Consider the following 18921-nt stretch of genomic DNA (forward strand, 5'->3'; position numbering starts at 1 on the left):
ACGGAGGCTGCGTGGCACTCGACATCAACGAACCGTTCGGTCAGAACTGGACGCACGCCGCGCAGTTCGGCATCGCGTTCGTCCTGTCGTGCGCGATCGGGATCGAGCGCGAGATCCGCCAGAAGGCGGCCGGTCTGCGCACGTACACGATCGTCGGGCTCGGGGCCGCGCTCTTCACGCTGGTCAGCAAGTTCGGTTTCTCCGACGTCGTGGTGACCGGCCAGGTGGAGCTGGACCCGTCGCGCGTCGCGGCCCAGATCGTGTCCGGGCTCGGCTTCATCGGCGGCGGCGTCATCTTCGTCCACCGGGGCTCGGTGCGGGGGCTTACCACGGCGGCCTCCATCTGGCTCACCGCCGCCGTGGGCTGCGCGGCCGGGGCCGGGCTGCCCGTGCTCGCGACGCTGGCCACGCTCGCGTACTTCCTGGTGTCCTACGGGGTACGCCCCCTCGCCCACCGGCTCCCCGCCCTGCGCAACGCGTCGATCGGCTTCCGCATCACGTACACCGAGGGCGTCGGAGCACTGCGCGAACTGGTCAACCACTGCACGGAGACCGGGTTCGCCGTGTCCGAGCTGACCACGCTCTCCGGCTCGGGCCGATACCGGCGGCGCCGCGCGCAGCCGGACGCCGAGGGGACCGTGGAGATCGCGCTGAGCGTGCAGGGGCGGGGCGACCCCGATGCGCTGACGGCACGGCTGGCGGGCACGGCCGGGGTCCTGGCGTGCAGCCGGAGCGACCTCAACGACGAGTGAGCACCGGCCCCGGCACCGGGGTGCTCGTATGCTCGGCTGCCATGACGAGCCGTGCCGCCCTCCCGCCGGAGCCCTCCGTCGCGCTGCGCGAGATCCTCGCCTTCGACGACGGGGGGAGCCTGCGGCTGCTGCTCGCCCCGGCCGGCCGGGACGTCGGGGTGCGCGGGGTGGCCGTGGGCGACGAGGGCCCGGCCCGGTCGCTGGACGGCTGCCTGGTCCTGGTCACCGGAGCGCCCGCCTCGTCCCCCGCGGCCGCCGCCCCGGTCCGTGAGGCCGCACGGCGGGGCGCGTCCGGCGTGGTGCTGCGCGCCGTGGAGGGGGTGGCCGCCGCGCCGCAGGTGCTCGCCGCGGCCGAGGAGACGGGGGTGGCCCTGCTCACCCGCGCGGAATGGGCCGACTGGACGGACGCCGCCGCGCTGCTGCGTTCCGCGCTGGCCTGCGCCCGGGCGGGCGCGGACGACGCGGCCACCGGCCCGGTGACGCCCGGGGGCCCGGAGAGCCTGAGCGCGCTCGCGGCGGCCGTCGCCGAGTACACCGGCGGGTCGATCACCATCGAGGACACGCGCCTGCGGGTCCTCGCCCACTCCGCCACCGGCCCCGACGCCGACGCGCTGCGCCGGTCCACCATCCTGGGCGGCCGGGTCCCGGAGTGGCGGGTCGCGGAGCTGCGGCGCAGCGGGATGCTCCGCACGCTGTGGACGTCCCGGGACGTGATCCACCGCGCGGCCGACACCGAGGGACCCGAGCGCCTGATCATCGCGGTCCGCAGCGGGCCGGAGGTCCTCGGCTCGATCTGGGTGGCCGGCGACGGACGCCCTTTGCGCCCGGACGCACCGGACGCGCTCCGCCGGGCCGCCGAGGTCGCGGCGCCCCTGCTGGTGCGGCACCGGCTGCGCGAGAGCGGTGCCGCCCGACGCAGCGAACTCGCCCTGCGCGGACTGCTGTACGGGGACGGGGACGCCCGTACGCACGCCTGGTCGCTCGGCCTCTCCCCCGACGCCGCCTGCGCCGTCGTGGTCGCCGAACCCCTCACCGGCACGTCCGCCCCGGGCGACCGCACGCTCGACGTGGCCGCGCTCCAGGCGGCGACGTACCGCCCGTCCGTGCGCGTGCTGCGCGACGGCGACCGGCTGCTGGTGCTGCTTCCCGTGGACGCCGGGCCGGACCGGGGCGCGGCGGCGCTGGCCCGGGAGCTGGCGGGCCAGGCCCAGGACGCCGGGGTGCTGGCGGGGGCCGGGCCGGTGGCCGCCGGGGCGGCCGGGGTGCGCGAGTCGTGCGAGGAGGCCCTGCTCGTCGTACGGGTGCTGCGCGAGCGGGCGGCGGCGGGGGACGGCAGGCGGGCGGCGGACGCGGCGGGGGTGGGCCCGTCGCTGGACGTCGCCCGGATTCTGGACGCCGCCCGGCCGGTCTGGGAGGCGGGGCGGGGGCCGGTGCACGAGCTCGTACGGACGGATCTGGCGGCGGGCGGTGAGCTGGTCCGCTCGCTGGCGGCCTATTTCGACGCTTCGGGCGACGTCGCGCGGGCCGCAGAGCACCTGGTCGTCCACCCGAACACGCTGCGCTACCGGCTGCGGCGCGCCCGGGAGCGGTTCGGGGTGGATCTGGAGGACCCCGACACCCGGCTGCTGGTCACGCTCGCAGTCCGGCTCAGCGGGTAGGTTGCGGTCTGTCCGTACGGCAGTGGCTCGCGACCACTCGTTGGCCACTCGGACAAGGAAGCGCACCGTTCTTGGCCGCCCGGACAGAGACCTGGGGGCACTCATCGCCGACTCTGGCTCCATGAGCCTTTCTTCAGCCTCCTCCGCCCTTTCCCCCTCGACTCCGGCCGGCTCCGCGCGTGTCGCGGCGGTCGTCCGCCACGCCGTGGCCGCCGGTCTGCTCGGCGAGGCGAGCCCGGTCGTCGGCTTCATCGACACGGACGGCGTCCGCGCCTCGGTCGCCGCACTGCACGAGGCGTTCCCCGGGGTGCCCGCCGTGCTGCACACCTTCGCCGCGAAGGCGTCCTCGCTGGTCCCCGTGTTGCGGCTGCTCGCCCGGTGCGGGATGGGCTGCGAGGTCGCAAGCCCGGGTGAGCTGCGGCTGGCGCTGGACGCCGGGTTCGCGCCGTCGAAGATCGTGCTGGACTCCCCCGCCAAGACCCGGGACGAGATCCGCCGCGCCCTGGCCGTGGGCGTGGCGATCAACGCGGACAACCTGGACGAGGTGGACCGGATCGCCTCGCTGCGCCCGGCGGACGCGGTGTCCGCCATCGGCCTCCGGGTCAACCCGCAGGTCGGCGGCGGCTCGATCGGCGCGATGAGCACGGCCACGGCCACCTCTAAGTTCGGCGTGGCGCTGCGCGACCCCGGCGCGCGCGAACAGGTCGTGAAGGCGTTCGCCGCTCACCCGTGGCTGTCCCGGCTGCACGCCCATGTCGGCTCGCAGGGCTGTTCCCTGGAGCTGATCGCGGCCGGGATCGCCGAGACGTACCGGCTGGCCGAGGAGATCAACGAGACGCTGGGCCGGCGCCAGGTCACCGGGCTCGACATCGGGGGCGGCCTGCCGGTCAACTTCGCCGACGACGAGGTGCGCCCCACCTTCGCGGCGTACGCGGCGGCGCTGCGGGCGGCCGTGCCGGGGCTCTTCGACGGGCGGTACGAGCTGGTCACCGAGTTCGGGCGGTCCCTGCTCGCGAAGAACGGCTTCATCGGCGCGCTGGTCGAGTACACGAAGGACGCGGGCGGCCGCCGTATCGCGTTGACCCACGCGGGGGCGCAGACCGCCACCCGTACCGTCTTCATGCCGGACGCCTGGCCCCTGCGCGTCGGCGCCTTCGACGCCGCAGGGCGGCCGAAGACCGGGCCCATGGTGGTCCAGGACGTCGCTGGGCCGTGCTGCTTCGCCGGGGACGTCGTCGCACACGCCCGGGAACTGCCCGAGCTGCGGGCCGGTGACTTCGTGGTGCTGTACGACACGGGCGCGTACTACTTCTCCACCCCGTGGTCGTACAACAGCCTGCCGCGCCCGGCGGTGTACGGCTTCGACCTCGCCGGTACGAGCGGCCGGGAGGACCCCGTGGTGCGGTTCGCTCCGGTACGCGACGCGCAGTCGCTGGACTCGGTCTCCGCCGAGAGCGGCCTGGCGCACGCCGACGCGCTGCTCGACCTGGGCGACTGAGCGAACGGAGTGCCCGCGCCCTCATGACCTCGCGGAATTTAGTAGCCATGTACATAGTAGCCATGTACGATATTTGGCATGAGCAACGCAGTCGAGGGCGCGACCCCGGGTTTCCTGGTCTGGCGCCTGTCCATGAAGTGGCGGGTGGCCATCGACCGGGCGCTGACACCGCTCGGCCTCACGCACGCGCAGTATGCGCTGGTCGCCTCTCTCCAGGGGATGGAGCACGCGGGGGTGCGGCCGAGTCAGCGCGCCCTCGCGGATCACACCGGCCTCGAAGCGCTCTACGTCTCGAAGCTGGCCCGCGCCCTGGAGAAGGCGGGCCTGGTCGAACGGACCGCCGACCCGTCGGACAGCCGGGCCGTCCGGCTCTCGCTGACCGAGGAGGGCCGCACGACGACGGAGCGCGCGGTCACGGTGGTGCGAGAGCTCGTCAATGGCCTGCTAGAACCCCTGGGCGGTCTCGGCGGCCAGGAGACCGAGGCGTTCACCGAGGCACTGACGGCCCTGCTCGACGTGCCGCTTCCCCCCGTCACCGCTTCCCGCGAGGAGTCATCATGACCACCACACCCACCGTGAACGGCCAGGTCATCGGCATGGCCCACTACGCCACCCGCGCCGTCGCCGAACGGCTGCTGCCGGCGGGCACCACGTTCTACCAGGCCCTGGCCCTCAACACCGCCGAGGCCGCGGGCGGCGCAGTCGAGCGCCGCGCGCTGACCGAACGGCTGACCGGAGCCGTGAAGCTCGGCGCTCCGGCGGCGGAGGCCACCGTCGCGGATCTGACGTCCGCCGGACTGCTGGAGGAGCGGCCCGGTGACGTGCTCGCGCTCACCGCTGCGGGCGACGCGCTGGTCCAGTCGTACAAGGCGGGCGTCGCCCGCATCGCGGCCGGGTTGTACGGGGACCTGCCGGCCGAGGACCTGGCCGCGGCGGGCCGGGTGCTGGCCGAGGTCACGGCCCGGGCCGACGCGATGCTGGCCGCCGGCTGACAGCCGAGCGCGGACCGGCGCCGGGTCAGACCGGTGACGGCTCGGGCTCGGGCGGCGGCACCGGGTCGGGGTTCGGCGACGGCGGCTGCGGGATCGGGTCCGGCGCGGGCCCCGGCGGAGTGGGCGTCGGCGCCGGCGGCGTGGGGACGGGCGGGGTCGGCGCGGGTGGCGTCGGCTCAGGCAGCGGGCCCGGGGTCGGCGCCGGAGGGACGGGGTCGGGGAACGGATGAGTCATCTCGGGCCTCCGGACGATCGGGGGTGGACCTCTTCCACCGTCTCCCGGAGCGGCTGCCCGCGCCTGGCGAGCCCATACGTACGGACGCGGATCCGTCCGGCGTACGGACGAAGCGCACACCCCCGCCGGATTACCGCCCCGCGGCCACCACCGCGGCGGCCAGGCCGGGGCGCGGGCTGGACAGGACCGGGATTCCGGTGGTCGCGAGCTCGGCCGCGCCCGCCATGGAGCCCTGGGCGAGCACGATGACGTCCGCGTCGCGCACCGCGTCGGCCGAGTCCGCCACCAGGTCGAGGAAGCCGTCGTTGTCCCCCGCCGTGAAGCGGTCCCAGGCGCCCTCCACCAGCACCGTGCGCACGTCGGCCCCCGGCAGCCCGGCACCGGCCGCCTCCTCGGCGAGCAGCGCGCGGGTCGGCTCCAGGGTCGAGGCGAGGGCGGCGAGGACGGTGACCCGGCCCGCCCGGACGGCCGCGGCTGCCATGGGCCTGTCGACGCGCAGGACCGGGACGCCGACCGCGATGCCCGCGGCCTCCGCCACCGCCCCGATGGTGGAGCAGGTGCAGAGCACGGCGTCCGCGCCGTCGGCCGCCAGGTCCGCGACGACCGCCTCCACCTCGTCGGCCACCGCCTCGGGCCCCAGCGCCGCCGCCGTGGTCAGCAGCTCCTCCCGTACGACGTGACGCAGGGCCGTTCCCGGGTGGTCGGTGTCACGCAGGGCGTCGAAGACCGGGACGTGGACGGGTGAGGTGTGCAGCAGCGCGAGCGCCATGGCCGGGCCGCTCCTTCCGGGTCAGTACAGCTCGGGGTGCGCGGCGAGCTGCGTCTTCGCGCGCTCCACGAGCCCTTCGGGCGCCTCGGGCGCCTCGTCGGGATGGCGCGACGCCCACTTGGCGGCGTACGGGCACAGCGGCACGACCGGGACGCCCTCGCGTCCCGCCATGGCGTAGAACTCCCTGACCAGGGCGCCGCCGATGCCCTTGCCCTCGTGCCCGGCGCCGACGACCGTGTGGACGGCGACGAGCCCGGCGGGTTCGCCGTCCAGCACGAAGTACGCGATGACGCCGACGGCCTCGCCGCCCTCGTACGCGGACAGCTTGCCGGCCGCCCGGTCGTCACGGATCTCGGGCCCGGTCTGCTCTGCCATGGCGGTGTACCCCTCGCTCGACGAGCCGCCTCAGCGCGCCGCGGGCACCGCGTGCGGGCTGCGCTCGGTGTCACTGCCCGGCACGGGCGCGGAGGCGTCGGCACCGAGTGCGACGATGCGGTTGTCCGCGTCGACGTGCACGATACGCGGGACGAGGGCACGCGCCTCGGCATCCTCGACCTGGGCGTAGCTGATGAGGATGACCAGATCACCCGGGTGCACCAGGTGCGCGGCGGCACCGTTGATCCCGATCACGCCGGAACCGCGCTCGCCCTCGATGACGTACGTCTCCAGCCGGGCACCATTGTCGATGTCCACGATGTGCACGAGCTCACCGGGCAGCAGATCCGCGGCCTCCATCAGCTCGGCGTCCACGGTGACGGAACCCACGTAGTGCAGGTCGGCCTGGGTCACGGTGGCACGGTGGATCTTGGACTTGAACATCGTTCGCATCATCGAGGTACTCCTGGGCTTAGGCTCCCTGCCTGCGTTTTTGCAGGTCAAGGGCTGGTTGGCCACTCTACAACGAGTCGCATGTCCGGGCGGCGTTCCGAAGGTTCTCCAGGACACATGCCGACCACTCGCCGGCTTCCCCGTCTCGACGCCCACGCAATCCTACGTAGCACCCCGCCGGAAGCCTCGTGATCGCCGTCACACCGCGAGCATCCAGGCGCCTGATGCCCACGGCCCCGTCCATGGGGTCGGCCCCACGGGCGACAGCGCATTGAGCCGGTGCTCCTGGAAACCGCCGAGGTCGCGGCCATGGTCATCGTCGGGCCGCGTGGAGTTCGGCGTCCACCCGCAGTACGGCCTGGCCGGCCGGGGAGGCCCAGTTGCCGGCGAGCTCGGCCAGCAGCGGGCGGGTCGTGGTCAGCACGGCCCCCGCCCGCTCCATGCGGCGCAGCGCCATCTCATCGGAGGCCGGGCTGAGCGAGCCGCCCGCGTCGACGACGACCTGCACCTGGTAGCCGTCCTCGAGCGCGCTCAGCACGGGGAAGACGACGCACACGTCGGTGGTCACGCCCGCGACGATCAGGCGGCGGCGCCCCGTGTTCTCGACCGCGGTGGCGAAGTCCGGGTCGGCCATCGCGTTGACCGCGCCGGTGCGCTGGATCCTGGCGGCGTACTCGGCGGGCAGGGTCTGCTCCAGTTCGGGGATCAGAGGGCCCTGGACCTGGTCCTCCATGCTCGACGTCAGCACGACGGGCAGGCCCAGCGCCTTGACCGTCCTGGCCAGGCGCACGGTGTTGGCGCGCAGTTCGTCGTGGTCGGCCGAGCCGACCCAGCCGATCGTGCCGACCTGGTGGTCGATCAGCAGCACCGCGGCGTCGTCAGGGGTGAAGAACATCTCTGTCTCCTCGTCAGCTGTGTTTCCCTACGGCATCCACTGTGTTCCGGCGCGATGCCGCCAACAACGCCGCTGTGTGGAACGATCATTCATCCAGAGTGAATGGGGGCGCGGTGGAGCGGCACGAGATCGAGGCGTTCCTGACGCTGGCAGAGGAACTCCACTTCGGCCGTACGGCAGAACGGCTGCTGGTGTCGCGCTCGCACGTCACGCAGACGATCCAGAAGCTGGAGCGGCGGATCGGGGCGCAGCTCTTCGAACGCACCAGCCGCCGGGTGACGCTCACCGCGATCGGGCGGCGCCTGCGTGCGGACGTCGCGCCGGGGTGGGAGCGCATCCAGGCGGGGGTGGGCCGGGCGATCGCCTCCGCTAAGGGAGTCACGGGGGTCCTTCGTGTGGGGTTCGCCGGAGCGGCTGCGGGGCAGGCGGCGGCCGACGCGGTCGCGGCTTTCCACGCCCTGCACCCCGACTGCCAGGTCAAGCTGCACGAGCTGCAGATGAACGACTTCCTGGAACGGCTGCGGGCCGACGCGGTCGACGTGGCGATCGGTTGCTTCCCCGTCCGTGAGCCCGATCTCGCTTCCGGGCCTGTGCTCTTCACGGAGGCACGGATGCTGGCGGTGTCCTCGGGACATCCCTTCGCCGGCCGTACGTCGGTCTCGCTGGAGGATCTGGCACGGGACAGGCTCCTGCAGCCGCCGGTGTCGCTGCCGGGATACTGGCGTTCGGACCACGCGCCGGTCGCCACGCCGTCGGGACGTCCTGTCCCCGCCGGGCCTGCCACGGAGACGGTTCAGGAGGCGCTGGCGATGGTCGGCGCGGGGGCGGGCATGCTGGTGGTGGGTGCGCAGGCTACTCGTTACTACGCTCGGCCCGGGGTGGTCTACCTGCCCATCCGCGACGCGCCACCGTTCGAGTGGGGCCCGGTCTGGCGCACGGAAACCGCGCGCGTCCGAGCCTTCACCGCGGCGATTCCTGGAGGGGCTTGACGCAGGGGCCGGTCGGCCACGGAGGCGCCGTCGGGCTCGGACGTAGGATTTCGCTGGTCGTCGAGGGGGCGGGGGCGTTGTGACGAGATCTGCACGGGCGAGCACTGTGGCCGTGTTGGCTGCCTTCGCATCCGTCTACGTGCTCGCGGGTTCTTACGTGGCCGTGTTCGTGTTCGGGCTGCAGCTCTTCCACGTGCGGCGCGCGTCGCACCGGTACAGGGGCCGTTGGCTGCTGCTCGCGCAGGCGTGCGCCGGTTACGGTGCGGTGCTGGGCTCGGGCACGTCCGTCGGGATTCTGGGTTTCCTCGGTGGTTCGCTGCTGCTGTGCCGTCGTCCCTGGCCGCTGGCCGCTCTCCCGGTCGCGGCGAGCGCGGTGTTGCTGGGCTCTGCGGACGCGGCCATCAGCATGGTGCTGACCAGTCTGGTGGTGTACGGGCTGACCACGCTCACCGTTCGAGCCGAGGAGGCGGATGCCGCGCGTGTCGGCGGCGTGATGGCGGCGGTCGCCGAGGAGCGGCTGCAGATGTCCGTCGAACTCGGTGATGGTCTGGGACGCGGTCTCGCCGCGATCGGCACCGGCGCGCGGGCCGTGCTGGATCGTCCGGACCGTGCTGCTGCCGTGCTCGCCGAGGTGACCGAATCGGCACGGGCCTGTCTCACCTCCGCCCGGCAGTCGGCAGCGTCGTACAGGGCCATGTCGCTTGCGCCGGAACTGACCACCGCTCGCGCTCTGTTGAAGGCCGCCGGTGTCGAGGTGGAAGTGCGCACCGGGCATGTGGAGCCGCTGGGTTCCTCCGGCGCTCTGCTGGCTCACGTACTGCGTGAAGCGGTGACCGGTGTGGTCCGCCGGGGTGCCACCACGTGCCGCATCAAGACCTGGGCGGCGCACGGGCGGGTAGGCCTGCGTGTCGTCAGTGACTCCGTGCGGACTGCCGACGACGAGATCCTCGGCGACATACCCGTCCGTGTGGCGGAGGCCGGGGGCAGTGTGAGGACCGGGCTGACTCCGGAGGGCCGGTATTTCACCGAGGCGGTCCTTCCCGGAGCGGTTGCCGGCGATCCGGAGCCCGGGAACGACGAGTGGGCGTACCGGTTGTCGATCGTCCTGCTCGCGGTCGTCCTCGTCGGGTTCTGTGTCAAGGCGCTGCTGATGCTTGATGCTCCTCGGCTGGTGCTGCCCGCGGCGATCGGGTTCGCGGTGATCGTGTACCTGCAGATGTCATCGGTGCACGGCAAGCACCCGTACAAGCTGACGGTGATGACTCTTCTCGCTTTTGTTCCCGTGCTGGTGTTCGGAAAGGCTTGGCTGGGTGTGCCCGGCTTCGTCACGGGACCCCTGCTGCTGGCTCTGCCCTGGCGGCTGGCATGGCCGTCGGTGTCCGCCGTGGCCGGAGCCGTGGCCTGGATGGCGGTGTGGCTCGGACTTTCGACGGGCGCGGTCGTCAACTACACGGTGTCGTGCGTCGTGACGGGTCTCGTCGTGCACGCGCTGTTGCGGCAGGCGCAGATCATAAGGGAGTTGCACCGGGACCAGGGGCGTCAGGTGCGGGCCGCCGTGGTCGAGGAGCGGCTGCGCGCGGCCCGTGACCTGCACGACCTGCTGGGACACAGCCTGGCTGCCATTCTCCTCAAGTGCGAACTGGCCCGTCGGCTGCCGTGGGAGCGTGCGCGAGTGGAACTGGTCGACGTGCTTGCCATGACGGCGCGCGGGGAGGCGGATCTGCGGTCGGCTTCGGGCGGGCAGGTGTGGATGGCGCTGGCTTCGGAGGCGGAGTCGGCGAGAGCCGTACTGAACGCGGCCGAAATCGAGGTGAAGGTGCGGCTGGGGCACGGCGTGCTGACCCCGGCAGCGGAAACCGTGCTGAGCGCCGGGTTGCGTGAGGCGGTGACGAACGTCCTCCGGCACAGCTCGGCCACGCTCTGCGAGATCAGTACGGAGTGCACGGCCCGGGCCACCGTACTGCGGGTCCGTAACGACGGGGTTTCCGGACTCGGCGGTCGTCCCGGATCGTCCGGCATCGGCAACCTGACGACGCGTCTGGCTGCTCGTGGTGGCACCTTGACCGTTGAGGCGGCGGACGGCTGGTTCACGCTGGAGGCATGGCTTCCGGCTGCTGCGGAGGATGGATGAGATGCCCCGGGGGCATCTCATCCATCAGATCCAGCCCGCTTCCGATGCGATGCGGGCTGCGTCCGTGCGGTTGCGTGCGTTGAGCTTGGCGACGATCGCTGTGAGGTAGTTGCGTACGGTGCCGACCGAGAGGTGCAGTTGGGCGGCGGCCTCGGTGGCCTCCGCACCAGCTGCCACCAGCCGGAGTACGACGGCCTCGCGGGCGGTGAGCGGATTGTCGGCCAGGTCCCAGGCGGTGACCGCCAACGAGGGGTCGAGCACCCGTTCGCCGCTCGCGACCTTGCGGACTGCGGCGAGAAGTTCGTCGGGAGGTGCGGTCTTCAGCAGGAAGCCGTGGACCTTGGCGGCGAGAGCCCTGCGCAGGTGGCCGGGTTTGCCGTACGCGGTCAGCATGAGGAGCCGGCAGCCGGGGACCTGCGTGGTCATGCGGGCCGCAGCGTCGAGCCCGTCCATGTCGCCGGGCATGTCGATGTCGAGGACCGCCACGTCCGGCTGGTGGACCAAGGCCTTGGCGAGGGCGGTGGCGCCCGTGTCGGCTTCCGCGACGATGTCGATGTCGTCCTCCATGCCGAGCAGCATGGCCAGCGCGGTGCGGATCACGTGCTGGTCTTCGGCCAGCAGCAGGCGTATCACCTTCGGGCCTCTCGTCGGTGGGGCGTGATGGGTGGCAGTGTCCAGATCATGACGAGGTCATGTTAGATCCCGGACGGCGTCCGTAGTGATCACCCCCGCAGCTCAGCAGAGTTGAACTCATGACGGATGCAGTGCAGTTGAAGGCCGTGAGCAAGGTCTACGGCAAGGGGCAGGGCGCGGTGGCCGCTCTGCGTGAGGTGTCGGTGGGGATCCCTGCGGGTTCGTTCACGGCCGTAATGGGGCCCTCGGGGTCGGGCAAGAGTACGTTTCTGCACTGTGCAGCCGGGCTCGACACCCCGTCGTCGGGGTCGGTGCGGCTCGGTGACACGGAGCTCGCCGGTATGGACGAGACCAAACTGACGAAGCTGCGGCGCCGACGGGTCGGGTTCGTCTTCCAGTCGTTCAACCTCGTCCCGTCGCTGAATGTCCTGGAGAACATCACCCTGCCGCTGCGACTGGCCCATTCCCGCGTGGAGCAGGCATGGCTGGACGAGATCGTGGTGCGGGTCGGCCTCACGGGCCGCGTGGGGCACCGTCCGGCTCAGCTTTCCGGCGGTCAGCAGCAGCGGGTGGCGATCGCGCGGGCGCTCGTCACCCGGCCCGAAGTGGTCTTCGGTGACGAGCCGACCGGCGCGCTGGACACGGTGACGGCCCGGGAGGTGCTGACCCTGCTGCGCGGCGTGACCGATGCGATGGGGCAGACGGTGGTGATGGTGACGCACGACCCGATGGCGGCCTCGTACGCGGACACCGTGCTCTTCCTGGCCGACGGCCGGATCGTGGACTCGATGACGGAACCGACGGCGGACCGGGTGGCCGAGCGGATGACGCGGCTGGGGGCGTGGACGTGATGATGGGTTTCGCTCTGAAGACGCTGCGGCACCGCAAGGCGGCGTTCGTGGGTGCGTTTGTCACCCTGCTGTGTGCTGCGGCGCTGGTCACCGGCTGCGGGATGCTGCTGGAGACCGGGCTGCGGGGCGAAGTGGCCCCCGAGCGGTACGCGGGCGCACCGGTCGTCCTGGCGGGTGACCAGTACGTGCACCAGACCATCGTCAAGAAGAAGGGCAAGAAGAAGCACAAGGCAAAGCAAATCGCCGAGCGACGCTGGATTCCTGCCTCGCTGGCGGACGAGTTGCGCAAGCTGCCCGGTGTCCGGAAAGTTGTCGCCGAGGTGACCTTCCCCGTCCACGAGGACGGCGGGCGCGAGGCGCTGGGGCACGGCTGGGATTCGGCCGTCCTGACACCCTTCACGCTGGCGACGGGCCGGGCCCCCAAAGCCGACGACGAGGTCGTGGTCGACGCCGCGTCCGGGCTGCACGTGGGTTCGCGGCTCAAGGCGCAGACTCCGGCCGGCCCTGGTTCGTACCGGGTCGTGGGGGTGACACGGCAGCACCTGAGCAGTCAGCGCACGTTGTTCTTCTCCCCCGCGCGGGCCGCCCGGCTGGCCGGGCGGCCCGGCCAGGTCACGGCGTTCGGGGTCTTCCCGCAGGTGAACGTTGCGAAGATCGAGCGATCCGGCGAGGTGATCGCGTACTCGGGTGAGGAGCGGGGCAAGGCGGAGTTCTTCGACGCGGAGCAGGCGCGGATCAAGCTGATCAGTCTGGGCGGCGCGCTGGGCGGGACGGCGCTGCTGGTGGCTGTGCTGGTGGTGGTGGGCACGTTCGCGCTGTCCGTGCAGCAGCGGCAGCGGGAGATCGCCCTGCTGCGGGCCGTCGCGGCCACGCCGAAGCAGTTGCGCAAGCTGATGGGCGGCGAGGCACTGCTGGTCGCCGCCGTCGCCTCGGTGTGCGGTGCTGGTGCCGGGCTGGGGGTCGGATTCTGGCTGCGGTCGAAGTTCGTGGAGCTGGGGGCCATGCCTGAGCAACTGCAGCTCGTCGTCAGCCCGTTCCCGGCGGCGGCAGCGGTGCTGGCCACGCTGGTGGCGGCCTGGGCGGCGGCGCGTCTGTCGGCCCGGCGGGCGTCGCGGATCCGGCCGGTCGAGGCGCTCGGCGAGGCGGCGATGCCCACGGCCCGGCTGCCGTGGCCCCGACTGCTGGCGGGAACCTTGGTGACGGCGGGCGCGGTGGCGCTGACGATCGTCCTGTCCACGCTGACGACGGAGGCGGCCTCGGGGCCCCTGACCATGGTCACCGCCCTGCTGTGGACCGTGTCGGTCTCCGTGCTGGGTCCGCTGGTGGTGCGGGCCGCGGTGGCACTGCTCGGGATCGCGCTGCGGACTTCGCGGACGAGCGGTTACCTGGCCGCCGCGAATCTGCGGGCGCGGGCGCGCCGGCTGGCTTCCGTGGTGGCGCCGCTGACCCTGATGATCGGGGTGACCTGCACGATTCTGTTCGTACCGACGACGATGGGACACGCGGCTCGGGCGGAGGCGGACGCGGGCAACCGTGCGGACTTCGTACTGGGCCCGCACGTCCCTTCCGTCTCGGCGGCGCGGCTGCGGGAGCGTTCCGGTGTCGAGGCGGTCACCGAGGTTCTGCACACGTCGGTGCGCGTGGGACTGACGAAGTACGGGGCGCAAGGCGTGACCCCGCAGGGCCTGGCCCGGACCTCGGACCTCGGCGTGACCTCCGGGTCGCTGGAAGGGCTCGGGCCGGACACGGTCGCCGTGAGCGAGAACGCGGCGAACCGGCTGGACGTCGCCGTCGGCGGAACGGTGAGCCTCACCCTGGGCGACGGCGCTCCGGTCCGGCTGCGCGTGATCGCCGTGTACGCACGAGGACTCGGATTCGGCGAACTGACCCTGGACCACGGGCTCATGTCCCACCACGTGGACGATCCGACAGGCACGGTCCTCGTCGCCGCGCCGAAGCTGAGCCGTGAGGACGTGGCGGCGGCCGTGCCGGGGTCCTCGGTCCTCGACCGTGCCCAGGCGGTCGAGGCCGCCGCTCCGGACGCGGAGGTCAACTACGTGGCGATGGGGCTGATCATCGCGTTCACCGCGATTGCCGTGGTCAACACCCTCGCCATGTCGATCACCGACCGCACCCGTGAGCTGGCGCTGCTGCGGCTGGTCGGCACCACTCGGCGGCAGGTCCTGCGGATGCTGCGCCTGGAGACACTGACGGCACTGGTCATCGCCGCGGTGCTCGGTACGGCCGTGTCGGTGATCACGCTGACGGCGTTCGCCGCCGGCATGACCGGAGCCGCCCCGTTCATCCCGCCGGCCACCTATGCGGCGGTGCTCGCCGCGGCGGCCGGTCTGGCTCTGGCCGCCACGGGAGTGCCGGCCCGGGTCGCGCTGCGGCAGCACGCAGCGGAAGCGGTGGCCGGAGGCGAGTGAGTCCGATCGCTCTGCCCCCGTCGCGGCTGCAACAGCTCGACGTCCCCCAGTTGGCCGGGCGCTGCGCCGAGCCCGGTCAGCGGCGGGTGACGGCCGGGTGAGCCTGTGCAGTTCCCGCAGGTGCGGTCTCGCGACCGCACCTGCCGCGCGTCCCTGGGTGTCCGGCCGAATCAGGACCGCCGGAACGGAGCGAGTGTGGCACGTACGAGGTCCGCGGCCCCCCAGTCCGCGTCGAACTGGGCGATGACGGCCAGGTGCTGGCGCAGCTGGAGGATCGGCATGCGTGCGCGCCAGTCCCGGTCGAGGCCGGTCAGCTCCGCGTAGACCTCGAAGAACACGCGCGACTCGGGCGGAGGCGACGTCGTCCACAGGTGGGCCAGGTCGACCTCCGCCCACGTGTAGGACACGGCCGGGTCGATCAGCGCGGGCCGCCCGTCGGGGGTGGCCATGACGTTCATCGTCCACAGGTCGCCGTGCGTCAGGCACGCGGGCGCGGCCGGCAGCAGGTCCGGGAGCCGGCTGCACAGCCGCTCCAGCGCCGCCCGGTCCGCCGCGTCGAGCGCCTGCTCGACGCGGCGCTCACCGAGCCAGCGCAGCAGACGGTTCCTGGCGAAGAACTCGTAGCCGTCGTCGGCCCAGGTGTTGACCTGACGACGGCGTCCGAGCCAGTTGTCACGGTGCCACCCGAATCGGGTGTACCGCGTGGCGGTGTGCAGGTGGGCCAGCACGTGGGCGAGTTGCTCCCAGAACGCCTCGGTCCGCGGGCGAGGGTGCAGCGCGGACAGCACGAGTACGTCGCGGTCGGCGAGAACCACCTCGGGTGTGATGACGCCGCCCGCTTCGCGCAGCGCGGTCAGCCCCTCGGCCTCCGCGGCGAAGACGTCGTCCGACGGTGACTCGGCGAACGCCTTGACGAACACCGACGTGCCGTCGGCGCGACGGGCCAGCCCTCCGGTCGCGGCGAAACCCCCGGTGACCGGCTCGACCGCGATGACATCCGTCAGGCCCGCCGCGTGGAGGCGGTCCCGCAGGGAGACGGTCGCCTTCGGCACGGGTGTGCTCCTCTCGTGCGGTGCGGTGGAGTGCTCAGTCCTGGCCCGCGGAGGCGTCGGCGCCCTCGTCGCCGAACCCGAACAGGCGGTCGTCGCTCCACCACTCGGGTGTCTCGTCGGTGACCGGGGTGAGCTCCACGAGCGTCACCTCGTGCCGGCTCAGGACGAGGTCCACGTCGGCACGCCCGCCGACGACGGGTACGTTCCCGTGCGAGTGGGCCGGTTCGGCCGCCTCGCGCAAGGCGTCGAGCTGACGGAGGCCGGGCGCGAGGGGCCGCCCCATCTCGCACCAGGCCGCCCAGGGGTTGCCCGCCTCCTCGCTCACGGAGCGGCGACGGAGATAGGCGGAGCTCCGCCCGTCCGGGGCCCCGACGGGCAGGGACAGCCGGACGGAGTGCCCGTTCACGGGATCGCCGCCCGCCGGGTCGGCCGGTGCCCAGGCCAGCACGGTGATCCGGCCGTCGTCGTGCCGTGTCACCAGGTGGTCCTCGCCCCGGGCGAGGACCTGCTCCCCCATCTCCGCCATGAACGCGTACAAGTGGTAGGTGGGCTTCTTGATCTGGCGGTGCGTCAGAAGGCCGAAGCCGCCGTGGAACGGCGCCGTGGGTATGCCCACCTCCTCGAAGACGTCGCTGAAGGTCCAGTACGAGAAGGAGTCCGCGAGGTCACCTCCGTTCACGAGCACCGGGGCCAGGTACGCCGCGTGGAACGCGGTGTCGTGAATCGGGTTGTCCGGCCGGTACGAGGAGTTGAACTCCGTGATGTGCAAGGGCAGTTCGGCGAGTCCGGTGCCTGCCAGCTGCCGCCGGGGGGCGCCGAACTGCTCCAGCAGCGCCGACGCCGGCATGAGGGTCTGGTGAGCGCCGAACGGTACGGGCTGGATGGGGCCGGACGAGTAGGCGTGGCGGCTGACGAAGTCGATGGGGAGGTCGCGGGCCTCCACGAACTCCGCGAAGCGCTGGATCCACTCGTCCTGGTATCCCGGAGCCAGCGAGGGGCCGCCGACCTGGAGCCCGGCGTCGACCTCCTTGACGGCCAGCGCGGTCACCTCGTACAGGCGGTGGTAGCCGTCCTGGTCGGAGGCCCAGAACGGAGCCAGGTTCGGCTCGTTCCACACCTCGACCGGCCACCGGCGCACCTCGTCGGCGCCGTAGCGGTCGATCAGGTGTCCCATGACGGCCCGGACGAGGGCCGCCCACTCCTTCTCGTCACGCGGAGGAGTGATGTTGCCCTTCCACCAGAACACGGTGTCGTCGCCGGAGGCCAGCCCCGAGGGCATGAACCCGAGTTCGAGGAAGGGTGCGATGCCCAACTCCAGGTAGGCGTCGACGACTTGGTCCAGGTACGTGAAGGCGTGACGTACACGGCGCTCGCCGGCGTGGTGGTAGGGCTGGTGGATGCCCATCCCGTCACTGAGGAGACCGTGCCCCCGGATGTACCGGAAACCTATGTCGCGCTGAACGAGGGCCAGCGATTCCTGGTAGTCGCGCCGGAGCGCGAGATCGAGGCGCCCGGTGCCGACGCAATGACGCCAGGCATCGGAGAGTCGGGCTGTGGGCTGGCGGGGGACGACGGTCCGCATGGTGGGGTTCCTCTGCTGCGGTGCGGCGCGAGGCGCGCCTGGACGGGCGGGCGGAAGGCCGGCGCTCGCTCAATGTGCTGCGCACCGTAGGGAGATCGGGAAAGCGGTGTCAAGACGTCGGACGGGCCGTCCGGCGATCTTCGGTGCCCCCTTCGCGGCCCGCTCCCCCGGCTTTCGAAACGATCGATAACGATCCCGCAACTTGCGAAAACTTATGGTTGCTCGACGTTCATTTCAAGCGGTAGACCTTGCACCTACCTCACGGGTGGCTCATTAATTTGCGCAAAAAACCCGGCAGTTGGACCACCGGCAACAGATCAGGAGTTCCCACGATGACGAGGAGAATCCGCAGCACGACCGGTGCCGCGATCGGCTTGTGCGTCGCACTCGCCGCTGCCGGCTGCGCGGGCGGCGGCGACGACGGCAGCGGTACGTCCGGCGGGCACGCCACGGTGACCGTCTGGACGAATGCCATGGAGGGCCGGGGGGCCAAGTACTGGAAGGACGCCGCGAAGGCGTACCAGGCCCTGCACAAGGACGTCACGGTCAAGATCCAGTCGGTCCAGAACGAGGACCTCGACGGCAAGCTGCAGAACGCGCTCAACTCGAACTCCGCGCCGAGCATCTTCCTCCAGCGCGGCGGCGGCAAGATGCAGGCCATGGTCGACGCCGGGCAGATCCGGGCACTGGACCTGACGGACACCGACAGGGCGAACGTGGGCGAGGCGGCCCTGCAGGGTGTTTCGATCGACGGCAAGGTCTACGCGATGCCGCTCGACACGCAGCCCGAGGGCATCTACTACAGCAAGGACCTGTTCAAGAAGGCCGGCATCACCGCGCCGCCCACGACGATGGACGAGCTCGTGGAGGCTGTCGCCAAGCTGAAGACGGCCAAGGTCGCGCCGATCGCCGTCGGTGCCAAGGACGCCTGGCCGGCCGCGCACTGGTACTACAACTTCGTTCTGCGTGAGTGCAGCCAGGAGACCATGCAGGAGGCCGCCAAGTCGCTCACGTTCGACGACCCCTGCTGGAACAAGGCCGGCGAGGACCTGGCCGGTCTGCTGGGGCACGAGCCCTTCCAGAAGGGCTTCCTGACGGCGACCTCGCAGCAGGGAGCCGGTTCGTCCGCCGGCATGCTCGCCAACCGCAAGGCGGCCATGGAGCTCATGGGCAACTGGGACCCCGGTGTCATCGCCGACCTGACGCCCGACAAGAAGCAGCTCCCCGACCTGGGATGGTTCCCGTTCCCCTCCGTGCCCGGCGGCAAGGGCGACCCGACCGCCATCATGGGCGGCGCCGGGGGCTACTCCCTCGCCAAGAACGCGCCGAAGGAGGCGGCGGACTTCCTCCGGTTCGTCGTGACCAAGGAGCAGCAGGAAGCGTACGGGAAGGCGTTCGACACCATTCCGGTCAACAAGGCCGCCCAGGGAGTCGTCACCGAGACGTACAACATCTCGGCGCTGCAGGCGTTCAACAAGGCGGCGTACTCCATGCAGTTCCTCGACACCGTGTACGGCCAGAACGTCGGCAACGCGATGAACATCGCCGTCGTGAACCTGATGGCCGGCAAGGGCACTGCCGACGACATCGTGAAGGACGTCAAAGCCGCCGCCGAGAAGGGCTGAGT

Annotated in this window: 17 protein-coding genes; 10 read left to right on the forward strand and 7 right to left on the reverse strand. The window is 71.9% G+C overall.

The features are described from left to right. Positions 1-11: 11 nt before the first annotated feature. From AB0L33_RS19020 to AB0L33_RS19040, 5 genes are all read left to right on the forward strand, one after another. The gene (locus AB0L33_RS19020; RefSeq protein WP_365682796.1) at positions 12-752 is read left to right on the forward strand and encodes an MgtC/SapB family protein; all 741 of its coding nucleotides are present in this window, start codon (positions 12-14) and stop codon (positions 750-752) included. Positions 753-793: 41 nt separating this feature from the next. Further along, the gene (locus tag AB0L33_RS19025; RefSeq protein WP_365682798.1) at positions 794-2410 is read left to right on the forward strand and encodes a helix-turn-helix domain-containing protein; all 1617 of its coding nucleotides are present in this window, start codon (positions 794-796) and stop codon (positions 2408-2410) included. Positions 2411-2531: 121 nt separating this feature from the next. Continuing rightward, entirely contained in the window at positions 2532-3908 is a 1377-nt protein-coding gene (locus AB0L33_RS19030; RefSeq protein ID WP_365682800.1) for a diaminopimelate decarboxylase, read from the forward strand. 78 nt (positions 3909-3986) lie between these two features. After that, positions 3987-4469, forward strand: coding sequence for a MarR family transcriptional regulator (locus tag AB0L33_RS19035; protein WP_365682802.1), 483 nt, complete (start codon positions 3987-3989; stop codon positions 4467-4469). Next, positions 4466-4900 carry a hypothetical protein gene (locus tag AB0L33_RS19040; RefSeq protein WP_365682804.1) on the forward strand — a complete coding sequence of 145 codons (435 nt, stop codon included), beginning with the start codon at positions 4466-4468 and terminating at the stop codon, positions 4898-4900. Before AB0L33_RS19035 ends, AB0L33_RS19040 begins: the two co-directional genes overlap by 4 nt. A 365-nt stretch (positions 4901-5265) precedes the next feature. On the opposite strand, the gene AB0L33_RS19045 is transcribed toward AB0L33_RS19040, so the two are convergent. The 4 genes from AB0L33_RS19045 to AB0L33_RS19060 all read right to left on the reverse strand — a co-directional run bounded on the left by AB0L33_RS19045 (position 5266) and on the right by AB0L33_RS19060 (position 7627). Continuing rightward, on the reverse strand, positions 5266-5904 hold the full coding sequence (locus AB0L33_RS19045; RefSeq protein ID WP_365682806.1) for an aspartate/glutamate racemase family protein: 639 nt from the start codon (positions 5902-5904) through the stop codon (positions 5266-5268). Positions 5905-5925: 21 nt separating this feature from the next. After that, positions 5926-6279, reverse strand: a complete 354-nt coding sequence (locus AB0L33_RS19050; protein ID WP_365682808.1) for a GNAT family N-acetyltransferase — start codon at positions 6277-6279, stop codon at positions 5926-5928. Between the two features lie 30 nt (positions 6280-6309). Then, positions 6310-6735 (reverse strand): aspartate 1-decarboxylase, encoded by a 426-nt coding sequence (panD, locus tag AB0L33_RS19055; RefSeq protein WP_164398211.1) that lies wholly within the window; start codon positions 6733-6735, stop codon positions 6310-6312. 310 nt (positions 6736-7045) lie between these two features. Further along, on the reverse strand, positions 7046-7627 hold the full coding sequence (locus tag AB0L33_RS19060) for an isochorismatase family protein (protein WP_365682811.1): 582 nt from the start codon (positions 7625-7627) through the stop codon (positions 7046-7048). A 41-nt stretch (positions 7628-7668) separates the two neighbouring features. On the opposite strand from AB0L33_RS19060, the gene AB0L33_RS19065 reads away from it, so the two are divergent. Then, on the forward strand, positions 7669-8616 hold the full coding sequence (locus AB0L33_RS19065; RefSeq protein WP_365682813.1) for a LysR family transcriptional regulator: 948 nt from the start codon (positions 7669-7671) through the stop codon (positions 8614-8616). A gap of 112 nt (positions 8617-8728) precedes the next feature. Next, positions 8729-10747 (forward strand): histidine kinase, encoded by a 2019-nt coding sequence (locus tag AB0L33_RS19070; RefSeq protein WP_365682815.1) that lies wholly within the window; start codon positions 8729-8731, stop codon positions 10745-10747. Between the two features lie 24 nt (positions 10748-10771). Here AB0L33_RS19070 and AB0L33_RS19075 read toward each other — a convergent pair whose 3' ends face one another. Next, positions 10772-11380, reverse strand: coding sequence for a response regulator transcription factor (locus AB0L33_RS19075; protein WP_365682817.1), 609 nt, complete (start codon positions 11378-11380; stop codon positions 10772-10774). A gap of 119 nt (positions 11381-11499) precedes the next feature. Between AB0L33_RS19075 and AB0L33_RS19080 the strand changes: the two genes are divergently transcribed. Further along, on the forward strand, positions 11500-12231 hold the full coding sequence (locus AB0L33_RS19080; RefSeq protein ID WP_365682819.1) for an ABC transporter ATP-binding protein: 732 nt from the start codon (positions 11500-11502) through the stop codon (positions 12229-12231). Continuing rightward, entirely contained in the window at positions 12231-14660 is a 2430-nt protein-coding gene (locus AB0L33_RS19085; protein WP_365683055.1) for an FtsX-like permease family protein, read from the forward strand. Before AB0L33_RS19080 ends, AB0L33_RS19085 begins: the two co-directional genes overlap by 1 nt. 170 nt (positions 14661-14830) lie before the next feature. Here AB0L33_RS19085 and AB0L33_RS19090 read toward each other — a convergent pair whose 3' ends face one another. Continuing rightward, entirely contained in the window at positions 14831-15712 is an 882-nt protein-coding gene (locus AB0L33_RS19090) for a fructosamine kinase family protein (protein WP_365682821.1), read from the reverse strand. Between the two features lie 34 nt (positions 15713-15746). Next, the gene (locus tag AB0L33_RS19095; protein WP_365682823.1) at positions 15747-17294 is read right to left on the reverse strand and encodes a xylan 1,4-beta-xylosidase; all 1548 of its coding nucleotides are present in this window, start codon (positions 17292-17294) and stop codon (positions 15747-15749) included. A gap of 332 nt (positions 17295-17626) precedes the next feature. Here AB0L33_RS19095 and AB0L33_RS19100 point away from each other — a divergent pair, with 332 nt between their 5' ends. Beyond that, entirely contained in the window at positions 17627-18919 is a 1293-nt protein-coding gene (locus AB0L33_RS19100) for an extracellular solute-binding protein (protein ID WP_365682825.1), read from the forward strand. Positions 18920-18921: the final 2 nt, after the last annotated feature.

Source organism: Streptomyces sp. NPDC052299, from assembly GCF_040679335.1.
In the GTDB taxonomy this organism is placed as follows: domain Bacteria; phylum Actinomycetota; class Actinomycetes; order Streptomycetales; family Streptomycetaceae; genus Streptomyces.

Coding starts and splice junctions, on each gene's coding strand:
- AB0L33_RS19045 (WP_365682806.1), bottom strand. CDS start 5,904: ATGGCGCTCGCGCTGCTGCACACCTCACCCGTCCACGTCCCGGTCTTC.
- AB0L33_RS19100 (WP_365682825.1), top strand. CDS start 17,627: ATGACGAGGAGAATCCGCAGCACGACCGGTGCCGCGATCGGCTTGTGC.
- AB0L33_RS19040 (WP_365682804.1), top strand. CDS start 4,466: ATGACCACCACACCCACCGTGAACGGCCAGGTCATCGGCATGGCCCAC.
- AB0L33_RS19095 (WP_365682823.1), bottom strand. CDS start 17,294: ATGCGGACCGTCGTCCCCCGCCAGCCCACAGCCCGACTCTCCGATGCC.
- AB0L33_RS19030 (WP_365682800.1), top strand. CDS start 2,532: ATGAGCCTTTCTTCAGCCTCCTCCGCCCTTTCCCCCTCGACTCCGGCC.
- AB0L33_RS19025 (WP_365682798.1), top strand. CDS start 794: ATGACGAGCCGTGCCGCCCTCCCGCCGGAGCCCTCCGTCGCGCTGCGC.
- AB0L33_RS19085 (WP_365683055.1), top strand. CDS start 12,231: ATGATGGGTTTCGCTCTGAAGACGCTGCGGCACCGCAAGGCGGCGTTC.
- AB0L33_RS19035 (WP_365682802.1), top strand. CDS start 3,987: ATGAGCAACGCAGTCGAGGGCGCGACCCCGGGTTTCCTGGTCTGGCGC.
- panD (WP_164398211.1), bottom strand. CDS start 6,735: ATGATGCGAACGATGTTCAAGTCCAAGATCCACCGTGCCACCGTGACC.
- AB0L33_RS19060 (WP_365682811.1), bottom strand. CDS start 7,627: ATGTTCTTCACCCCTGACGACGCCGCGGTGCTGCTGATCGACCACCAG.
- AB0L33_RS19050 (WP_365682808.1), bottom strand. CDS start 6,279: ATGGCAGAGCAGACCGGGCCCGAGATCCGTGACGACCGGGCGGCCGGC.
- AB0L33_RS19080 (WP_365682819.1), top strand. CDS start 11,500: ATGACGGATGCAGTGCAGTTGAAGGCCGTGAGCAAGGTCTACGGCAAG.